The 10,182-nt window shown below is 49.0% G+C and carries 9 protein-coding genes and 1 tRNA gene; 3 read left to right on the forward strand and 7 right to left on the reverse strand.

Annotated features, from left to right (window positions below):
* Positions 1 to 16 precede the first annotated feature (16 nt).
* The 6 genes from BUA34_RS04970 to BUA34_RS04995 form a co-directional block, all read right to left on the reverse strand.
* On the reverse strand, positions 17 to 655 hold the full coding sequence (locus tag BUA34_RS04970) for a hypothetical protein (RefSeq protein WP_072827623.1): 639 nt from the start codon (positions 653 to 655) through the stop codon (positions 17 to 19).
* Between the two features lie 98 nt (positions 656 to 753).
* Entirely contained in the window at positions 754 to 1,563 is an 810-nt protein-coding gene (murI, locus tag BUA34_RS04975) for a glutamate racemase (RefSeq protein ID WP_072827624.1), read from the reverse strand.
* Positions 1,547 to 3,850 (reverse strand): UvrD-helicase domain-containing protein, encoded by a 2,304-nt coding sequence (locus BUA34_RS04980; protein WP_072827625.1) that lies wholly within the window; start codon positions 3,848 to 3,850, stop codon positions 1,547 to 1,549. The genes murI and BUA34_RS04980 overlap by 17 nt, the downstream gene beginning before the upstream one ends.
* Positions 3,851 to 3,989: 139 nt before the next feature.
* Entirely contained in the window at positions 3,990 to 5,000 is a 1,011-nt protein-coding gene (locus tag BUA34_RS04985) for a lysylphosphatidylglycerol synthase transmembrane domain-containing protein (RefSeq protein WP_072827626.1), read from the reverse strand.
* A complete protein-coding gene (locus BUA34_RS04990; protein ID WP_072827627.1) occupies positions 4,997 to 6,151 on the reverse strand; it encodes a glycosyltransferase family 4 protein in 1,155 nt (384 codons plus the stop codon). Before BUA34_RS04990 ends, BUA34_RS04985 begins: the two co-directional genes overlap by 4 nt.
* Positions 6,152 to 6,159: 8 nt before the next feature.
* Positions 6,160 to 6,936 carry a class I SAM-dependent methyltransferase gene (locus BUA34_RS04995; protein ID WP_072827628.1) on the reverse strand — a complete coding sequence of 259 codons (777 nt, stop codon included), beginning with the start codon at positions 6,934 to 6,936 and terminating at the stop codon, positions 6,160 to 6,162.
* A 351-nt stretch (positions 6,937 to 7,287) separates the two neighbouring features.
* Here BUA34_RS04995 and BUA34_RS05000 point away from each other — a divergent pair, with 351 nt between their 5' ends.
* A complete protein-coding gene (locus BUA34_RS05000; RefSeq protein WP_014545470.1) occupies positions 7,288 to 8,100 on the forward strand; it encodes a sigma-70 family RNA polymerase sigma factor in 813 nt (270 codons plus the stop codon).
* Positions 8,101 to 8,259: 159 nt separating this feature from the next.
* Here the strand turns inward: BUA34_RS05000 and hemW are convergent, their stop codons facing one another.
* A complete protein-coding gene (gene hemW / locus BUA34_RS05005; protein WP_072827629.1) occupies positions 8,260 to 9,420 on the reverse strand; it encodes a radical SAM family heme chaperone HemW in 1,161 nt (386 codons plus the stop codon).
* 89 nt (positions 9,421 to 9,509) lie between these two features.
* Between hemW and BUA34_RS05010 the strand changes: the two genes are divergently transcribed.
* Together BUA34_RS05010 and BUA34_RS05015 are read left to right on the forward strand one after the other, a co-directional pair.
* A tRNA-Gly gene (locus BUA34_RS05010) sits at positions 9,510 to 9,582 on the forward strand.
* Positions 9,583 to 9,859: 277 nt separating this feature from the next.
* On the forward strand, positions 9,860 to 10,182 hold a 323-nt coding region (locus tag BUA34_RS05015), incomplete at its 3' end, for a helix-turn-helix domain-containing protein (protein WP_139255875.1).

Below are 10,182 nucleotides of genomic sequence, written 5' to 3' on the forward strand. Positions count from 1 at the left end.
ACATTCTGCAAAAGAATTATTCCTCAGCGAGAGCTTCCTTGTATTCATCGACGGTAGCGATATATTCGTCGATCATGTCCTGCTTGGAATCCAAGTGAGCCAAAATCTTTTCGAGGTGATCCTTGGAGAACACGGTCTTGAGCTGGCGAGAAGCATGGCCCTTGTAGCCCCATTCCTTGAGGATTTCGTCAGTCACCACGAAAGAGTCGTCGAGAGAGACAAAACGCATCGGACCGTAGACAGCCCAGTTGTGTTCCATCTGCATGCATTCCGGTTCTTCCATTTCCGGGTTTGCCATGTAGCGCTGCACGTGACGGGTACGCACATCCTTAATCTTATCGATACGCATGTAACCCATGATGAGGTACTTGTTGCGCATTTCGGAATCGCTCAAACCTTCGTAACGTGTACCGAAAAGAATGTAACGGCTCTTGCTCTTCACAATCGTGTTAATCGCCTTCACATTGTAGCAGCTCATCAAACCATAGGTGCTGGTTTCGTAGTTCGGTTCATAGAGAAAACCTTTTTCATTTTCATTCAGCTGGTCGCGTACAGGCATTTCGGACTGATGGCTAGTTTCAACATAAAGCAGGCTACCGGCCATGTTGCCACGGTAGTCTTGCCAACCCTCAAGATTGATCTGTGTTTTCGGCATTTTATAAATCCACTCAGTTTAAAGTTCGAAAATTAAAAAGAATACAAGCGGACCGAGTACGGTTCGTCAGTAACAACCATTAAAATATAATTTATGGATTAAAAAGTCAACGACTCCGCACAAATATCTTCCATTCCAAAGCGAAAAGCGCCTTTTTTGAAAAATTCTGCGGTATCCGTTGTCAAATATTTAACATTTCCACCTTTTGAAAGGCGTTTTTCCATGTCCACATGTCTTTTCAGGTAGTCAAGAGTCTTATCGGCGACGATATCTCCCTGGACAACCAGGCGAACGTGCGGTGGAAGTGCGGCCCGAATTTCGGATTCGAGGAGCGGGTAGTGCGTACAAGCCAGCAAAACCGTATCGATTTCGGGGTCTTCCGCCAAAAGCTGGTCTACGTCCTTTTTCACAAAGAACCGGGAGCCTTCAGTCCCTCGCTCGCCATATTCCACCAGCGGCACCCACATCGGGCAAGCATGCTGTGTCACATGCAGTTCCGGGAAAAAGTGGCTGATTTCAAGAACGTAGCTGTTCGAAGACACCGTCCCTGCCGTTGCAAAAATGCCAATATGCCCCGTTTTGGAGAACTTGCCGATTTCTTCGGCGGTCGGGCGGACAATACCCAACACGCGACGGTCCGGAAACTCGACCGGCAACACCTGCTGCTGGATGCTGCGGAGCGCCTTTGCCGATGCCGTATTGCACGCGAGAATCACCAACGGGCACCCACGATGGAACAATTCACGCACGGACTGGAGCGTGTAGCGGTAAATCGTCTCGAAACTGCGGGAGCCATACGGCGCACGCGCATTATCCCCCAAGTACAGGTAATCGTACTGCGGTAGCGTGTGGCGGAGCTTCTGCAGAATGGTCAATCCGCCAAATCCAGAATCAAAGACGCCGATCATAAGCTTCTTCCATTTTGCTGCGGACATACGGGAGCAGTTCATGACGCGGGTCCATTGCATCACCGCCATGAGTCTTCTTGAATTCAACCGTATCTATCGGTTCAAGGATTTTCACATTCACCGGACGGTGCTTGCACCCTTTGCGGTGCTCCCAAGCTTCATCGGAACCTCTCGTCACAATAGGCAATATAATGGCATTCGCTTCAACGGCAAGTCTAAAGCAACCGCTCTTGAAAGCAACCATTCCCTCGCGCTTGCTGCGAGTGCCTTCTGGGAATATAAACAGTCTCGGCATTTTACCCGACTGTACCGCCTTCTGGATAATTTCGGCGCCGCCGCCTTTTTCTCTATTAATAAAGACACAACCGAGCTTGTGCATCCAGAAGTTCAAAATCGGAATGCGCTGCAACTGCGTTTTCGCAATAAAACCCACAGTACGCTGCAAGGCAAGGAATGCTATCGGGATATCCAGATACGAGCGATGGTTCCCCATCACGAACACCGGACGGGTCCAATCCACCTTGGCAAGCTGAGCCTGGTCTTCGATTGTCAAATCCACACGGATTGCCTGCATGCAGAACCTTGAGAATTTCTGGACCTTCTCTTCAAGCCAAGTATCCAAGTCCTTGCGGCGGAAAACATACATGAACGCAATTTTCACAATATACTCAAGCATAAAGAGGAGTATTCTTGCAGCAGCAAATATTCTAAATAAAATAACAGGCATATCAATCTCAGCTTTTGATTTTTCCTTGGGCAAAAAACGAGACCGTTTAAGTTTCGCAAGGCGCCCTTTCCAATACCTACGTTTGCAATATAGCAAAACCAAGAAAGATTCAGCCCGAGTCACCCCGACGTAGAACAATCGACGTTCCTCGTCCAGCTGTTTTTTGCGTTGTTCGCGCGTTCCCGAGCATGTTCCCGGCGTAAGCCCCTCGGACATTCCCGCATAATAGACCACGGCATACTGGAGGCCCTTGGACGCATGGACCGTTTCGACATGGATTCCGTCTTCGACGGGTTCGCCACCCTCCAATCCCTCCCCCGACAAATGTTCCATATCCCCAGCAATCGGAAGGCAAGCATCGCGAAGCGCTTCTTCGTAGTATAGGCGCTGCCTATTATAGCGTACTAGAATTGCAAAGTTTTTCCATTGGAGGTCATAGCTTTCGCGAAGCAATTTGATACTCGTGATAATTTTTTGCATTTCCTCGACAGGATTTTCGCTCACCCAAATTTCAGGCTCACGGTTTTCCTTGAAAATGGGTGAACCTCCAGAGCCACACATGTTACCCGCCCGCAAGACTTTCCGCAAATGGATGGGTTTGTTTTCAAAAATCTTATTCGAAAAATGTAAAATGTTTGCGACCGAGCGGTAATTCCATTCCAAACGAATAAGCGAGCTCTCCTTGAAGTCATCGCGGAATCGGTTTATGTTTCCAATGTCAGCCCCACGGAATCCGTAAATGGCTTGGTCATCATCGCCCACGACAAAGAGAGACTTGCGATTTCCGAGCAAAGCCTTGACAAGCCTGTACTGCGACGGATTGATATCTTGATATTCATCGACAAGAATTTCGGACCATTGATTTTGGAAATAGGCGCGCGCCTCCTCGTGATTTTCGAGCAAGTTTATCGCCTGATAGATAAGGTCTTCAAAAACGACTTGACCCGATTCCAAAACACGATTACGCAATGGCTCAAGTTTTTTAATAAGCGATGAAGGATACGCGTCTGAAAAAAGTTCTTCACGCGAAAACCGGAACTTTCGACCGCCCACTTTCGCAAGTTCCTGCATAAAGGATTTGTCGGCAGCCTCTGTCGGCACAGGCATTTTCTTGAACCCAACAAGCTCGTACGCAGGGCAAGAACATTCTTCACTTGTCATCCCGGATTTATTCCGGGATCGCCACTTTTCATCACGTATAACAGAATCACAAGAATCAAGTTCACTTCGGCGTTGCTCAGTGAACTTAATAGGTACTTTCGACTTGAGGATAAACAGAGCGAGCGAATGAAACGTACAAAGTCTTACGCCCGCATTCGGGAACAGCTTTTGCACGCGTTCCCGCATTTCGGCGGCAGCCTTTGCCGTAAACGTAAGCGCAAGGATTTTTTCCGGTTGCACACCGCACAAAATGCGATACTGAATTCGCTTGGTCAAAACCGAAGTTTTTCCCGAGCCCGCCCCTGCTAAAATTAAAAGTTGTCCATTCTTTTCATGATCGTGCAACACCGCTGCACGCTGGTCGGAGTTCAGCCCGACCAAAAGCTTTTCTACATCCATAGTAATACATACTGAAATTTGTCATGCCCGTAAAAGCGCATTGTCATGCCCGGCACCGACCGGGCATCTCCTTTCAGTGTTGGCACTCCTTTTAGTGCCTATTCATATAGCAAATGATATAGAAAACGGATATAGCAAACTATTGAGCGTTCTTCGCGGGTTCTGCCGACACAGGTTTCTGCCCCATCAAGAATATGACAGCTCCGAACAAGCTCAATATCAAACTTACAAAATAAGCGAGCAACTGAATTACCACCGATTCAAGACCGGGCACGCCCGCACGCGCAAAAAGCGACTGTGCCAAAAATTCACGCGGACCAAACCCGCCAATCGAAATCGGGAGCGCGCTCACAATTGCAACAAGCGGAATGTAATAGAAATACCACGACATCGAGAGATTCACGCCAACGGCAATTCCGCAGAAGAAATGGACAAAAATGCGAAGCGACTGCGTAACCATCGAAAGGCAAACAATGTTCATCCAAAGTTTCTTGGAGCGGAACTTCTGGAACCGTTCAAACATGCGCAACAAACGCGTCTCGATTTTTTCGGGCAAAACCATCCCTGCCATGCGGCAAAAGAATCGACCAATGCGACGACTTAAAAGTCCCGCAAACATCACACAGAAGCCCATGAAAATCCAAACCGAGGGCCACATGAACGCACGTTGTTCCGGGTCATGCACAAAGAACAATACACCGACTGCAAGCGCAAATAACGTAATAAAGAAAAGACCGAACAACCTATCGAACACCGTTGCAGTAAAACCTGCACCAACGGTATCTTGACCGCCCTGCACGCGAATGTCATAAACCTTCTTGGCATCGCCACCGACGTTTCCCGGCATAAAGTTATTGAAGAACAGCCCCACATGATAAAGCTTGAGTAGCTGTCCATACTTCATGTGGACGCCCTGTTTTTCGAGCAGCAACTTCCACTGGTAGCAAGCCGTAAAGTTAGAGACCGCAAGGCAAAGGAGCGCAAGCACAAGCGGGAACACACTGTTGTTCTTGAACAAGTTGGAAATGTCGTCGACACTCCATTCCGGGTCACTCACAATGTTTCGATAAACAAAGTAAGCAGGGACAAGAGTAACCACCAACTTTAAACAAAAAATAATCAGCGACTTGAGCTTCGGATTCAATTTCATTTTCGTACGCCACCCTCAACCGTACGTTCCAACAATTCTAAAGTTTCGCGAGCAGACTTTTCCCAGCTGAACGTGAGCGCATAACGCTTGGCATTTCGACCGAGATTTGCACGCAATTCAGCATCGTCATAAATTTTTTCCATTGCAGAAGCGCACGCGGGCGCATCTCCCGACGGGAACAGAATTCCCGTCTCGCCGTCACGGACGCTATCGCGCAGTCCCGGCACATCCGACGCAATCGTCGTCTTGCAGAGCTGCGCCGCTTCCATCACCGTGAGCCCCCAGCCTTCCTTGTAGCTCGTCTGCAACAGAGCGAGCGAAGACGAAAGCAATTCGTACTTGCGAGCAGCAGGAACAAAGCCAGTCAGTTTCACCTTGCCTTCCAGGCCGTGCGATTTAATCCAAGCCGGGAGCTTTTTCAAAAGCGGACCGCCGCCCACAATTTTCAACTGGACTTCGGGATGTTTCTTCGAAAAAATTTCAAACGCCTCAAGCGCCGTCCAAATGCCTTTGTAACGGTGCACGCGCGAAAGCCAAATGAAATACGGGTTTCGCGCACTTTCGCCAGCCACATTTTCACGAGATTCCGCGACACTTGTCGCGAGCGGCACAGTCACCGAAGGCATTTCCGAGCCGTTATAAATCACGGAAATTCGACTTTCGTCCACGCCGATTTCTGCAAGTTCTTTCTTGGTACTCGGGCTAACAACAACAAACGGTTGCGTGCGGTAAAAGAACGGAATGATGCGTTCAAAGAACCAAACGCCAAATGCAATCGGGAAAAGCGCTTCGGAGAAAATCGACTTTCGCCACAAATGATGCATCTGCACCAAGAGCGGCTTACGGACGAACCAGTGGGCAAAGACCGGTAACTTGTTCAAATCTTCAACAACAACGTCAAAGTTGAATTCGCGGTCGAGCTTTTTCAAATTCAGCGCTACCGTGAGTTGGAACATCAAATCGCCACCCTTGCGGACAACCTGAATTCCATCAACAACTTCGCGTTCCTTGGCGCCCGGGAACATCGTCGTAAACAGGACCACGGTGTGACCCATTTCTACAATCTTAGAGAAGATGCGATGCAAATGCTTTTCGGCGCCGCCGGCAGCCGGATGCATGCGATCCCGATAATTTACGACGAGGATTTTCAAGCAAACACCTAAGGTTTACGACCAATTACGCCAATGCACAATTGCGTGTAGTGCATCACCGGCACAGACTGGAGGCTATCCAAAATCTTGTCCTTAATCTTCTGGTAAGCCGTTCCGTCGAGCGGATACTTCGGAAGTTCAATACCGAACTTGAAGCAAAGTTCACGAAGGATTCGGTAGTAAAGGTTCGGACGCATCCAGTCGCCATAAGCGTAAATACATTCAAAGCCAGCATCACGCATGAGCTTCTTGAGTTGCCCCATCGTGAATTGCTTTTCCCAACCGGCAAACCACTTGTCCATAGCAATCAAGATATGCTTGATAATCGTGTACGGGTGTACCGTCTGCGGAACGTCGCAAAGGCAGCAACCGCCATGTTTGACAATGCGGTAATTTTCCTGAATCAGCGGGAGTGAATCCTTGAAATGTTCGGCAAGGCCCTGGTGGAAAACCAAGTCAAAAGTATTGTCCGGGAACGGGGACTTGAACGCGTCGCCGCGAACCAAGTGCAAATTCTTGAGATCTTCGCTTTCACGGAGCGAATTCACAATTTTAAGGCTATTTTCAGCATAATCGAGAACGTAAACATCGGCACCAAGGCGAGCAAGTTCGGCGCTATCGCGACCAGTTCCGGCGCCAACCTCCAGCACCTTCAAGCCCTCGAGCTTAAAATTCTTCTTAATAGCTTCTATAATAGACGGCGAAGACGGATAGACCTTGTCCATGTCGTTCTTGCGCTGCCAAAAACGGTTCCATACGGATTGATCGGGCTCTTTAATAGACATAACGGGGATAATATATGAAAAAATGAGAGTAGGAAGTAGGAAGCAGGAAGTTAGAAGCGGGTCATTAGTCAGTAGTCATTGGTCAACGGTGTATTCCAAAATGAAACACTGGGCTTTACACTTTTTATTCGGATAGAGCAAATCGTCGCGCTCAATTTGTCACGTTTTGAAAAATTTGTTATATTTTCACGACAATTTTACAAAAACAAGACATCAAAACCACCCATTTGCAGCTCACAAAACCGCAAATCGGTTCAATAAAGGACTTTTTGTAAAAATTTTGGAAAATTTTACACAATTGGCACGCAACTTGCTTTAAAAAAGCGATATTATAAGGGCAAGGTTTTTAAAATGCATATTGATTCTACCGATACCACTCTCAAAAGATACTTAGAAGACATCCGTCGTACCGCACCCCTATCACGCGAAGAAGAACAGATTCTTTTCCAGAAAGCAAAAGAAGGCGACAAAATCGCCCGTAAAAAATTGATTTCTGCAAACATGCGCTTTGTTTTGAAGGTCGCCATCCAGTACCGTGGCTGCCCGATTCCGCTTCCGGACTTGGTCAGCGAAGGCGCAATGGGCCTCGTCCGCGCTATCGAATCGTTCGAACATACCCGTGGTCTTAAATTCATCAGTTACGGCGTTTGGTGGATCAAGGCGTATATCACTCGTGCTATTAACGAACAGGGCAACCTTATCCGCTTGCCGGCAAACCAGCACCTCCGTGTGCGCAAGGCTTTGCACGAACAGTCCCGCGGTAAGGAAATCAACGAAGAAATCCGTGAATTGATCCAGATCGGTCAGCGCGGTGTTTCGTTTGACAGCCCGCTCAAGGCAGACTCCAAGGCTACTTACGCCGAAGTCCTCCCGGACAGTGGCGCATCGAACCCGGAAGCCGATTCCGAAATTCAGAGCGTCGAAGCTTTGGCTCGCGACCTTATGGAGCAGCTCCCGGAACGCGAAGCCCGAGTCATCACCGGCATTTTCGGCATCAACCAGGAAGCTCCGCAGACTCTCCGCGAAGTGGGCGAATCCATGAACATCTCCCACGAACGTGTGCGTCAGTTGCGCGACCAAGCTCTCCGCCGTATTCGCAAGTACAACAGCAAGGACTTCTTGCAAGAAAAGAAAGACGCGTTCTTGGCGGCGATTAATAAATAATCACCGCCTTACGACGCATGGGGCTCCGCCCCCTGGACCCCTTTTCCAAACGCAAAACTTGTCATGCCCCGCTCCAACGTCTTTGACTACTTGCAGCTATGCTGCTTAGTAGTCATGATCCGCGTATGGGGAGGGCATCTCCTTTTTATGAAGAAAGCGCTACCGGCAGGCATTCAGCACGTCAGTCACAATGCTGTCCATAAAAATCCAGCCACGGCCAACGAGCTTCAAGATTCCGCTATCGAGCGTCGCAAAACCTTTCTCGACCCATTGTTCATAGCCTTCCGGCGAAACAGAAATTCCGTCAGCAGCAAGAGCACTCAAATCGAGTCCAGAGCGCTGGCGTAGTGAAAGCCAAACGCGTTCCGTCAAAATATCATCTTTATCCAGATCATCGTATGTCAACGAATCATCTGGCGAGCCCGCATTCACGTAATCGCGCCAACGCGGATACATTTCTGGAGCGCAGAAACGGCGACCGCCAAAATAGCTGTGCGCGCCCGGCCCAAAGCCGATGTACTCGCCGCGATTCCAGTAGTTCATGTTGTGCAAGCTTTCGTCACCCGGCTGAGCAAAATTCGAAACCTCGTAACGCGCGAAGCCTTTTTTCTCAAGAATCTCGACGCCACCGAGATACATTGGTTCGTACAAACTCTCATCTATTTTTTCTTCACCACGCGATACGCGACCGCCCAAAAGCGTCCGCTCGCCCACATTCAATCCGTAAAAGCTCAAGTGCCCCAGCGGAAAGTCAGACAAGCAATCCACATCGTTCAAGAATGATTCTACCGATTGCCCCGGCAAATCAAACATCAAGTCCGCCGAGACTTTCACCCGCGGAAGCGAGGTCAACAAACGCAAAGCATCAAAGCCTCGTTCCACCGTGTGCCTGCGGCCAATGCGGTCCAGCAGCGACTGCGAAAACGTCTGGAGTCCAAGACTAAAGCGCCGCACACCGCACGAAAGCGCGGTCTGCACAGATTCTTCGGTACACGATTCCGGATTGAATTCCATCGAGACTTCGTCAAGCGAATCCACGCGAACGCCACAATCCTCAAGCACCGCGAAAATTCGCTCTAAGCATGAGCTCGGCAAAATCGAGGGCGTTCCACCGCCGAGATAAAGCGTTCGCGCTTGCGAAAGAACGTTTTGAGGAGACCCAGAATGCGATATCGGATGCGCCGCCGCAAAAGCACGGATTTCACGTTCCAGCAAACCCGCATATTCCTCGAACAGCCGAGCATTCGCAGGCATCACACGAAAGTCGCAATAATCGCAAATTTTCGCGCAAAATGGAACGTGAATATAAATACCGAACATGAACAACCTTGTTAAACGCAAAAAATATAACTTTTTTCACCCTACCCCCTTTACAATTGGAATTTTTATTTCTATAATTGGGTCACCCCGCGGGAATAGCTCAGTTGGTAGAGCACGACCTTGCCAAGGTCGGGGTCGAGGGTCCGAGTCCCTTTTCCCGCTCTAAAACAAAAAGCCTAGTGTCAAGCTAGGCTCTTTTGTTTTATACACAGAATTAGACGAGGACCCGAGAAGAAGGGCCGCATAATTTGACTCGTGGGCGAAGCCCGTGGAGGCAAATTATGCGCTTGACGCGAACGCAGGGAGCGCAAGCCCGAAGGGTCAAAGTCCAGCCGCGAAGCGGGGACTGATTGCCAACAATCCCTTTTCCCGCTCTAAAAAAGAAAACCACCTACAATGATGTGAACCCCGAAAGTTGGACATAACTTTCGGGGTTTTCATGTATAAAAAACACACTGAAGAAGAATGGGCTACAGCCTACAAGCTTCACATGGAAGGCTATGACTCTCCTTCCATATCGCGTTTAACGCGTCTTGAATTGTCTGAAATCAAGCGCCATATTCGGCTGTATCGGCAGACTGGCGTTTGGCAAACGGAAAGGAAGAAGAACGTCCGTTCCACGCCTGCGTTAAGAAAGGCTGCTGTTGACGCGGTCCTCAAGGAATCGCTATCTTATGCGGAAACCGTCGCCAAGTACGACTTGAGTTTCTGCTGTCTGAAAAAATGGTTGCGGAAATACCGTCACGGCGGATACGAGGAACT

It is taken from the genome of Fibrobacter sp. UWB12 (assembly GCF_900142485.1).
Taxonomy (GTDB): Bacteria; Fibrobacterota; Fibrobacteria; order Fibrobacterales; family Fibrobacteraceae; genus Fibrobacter.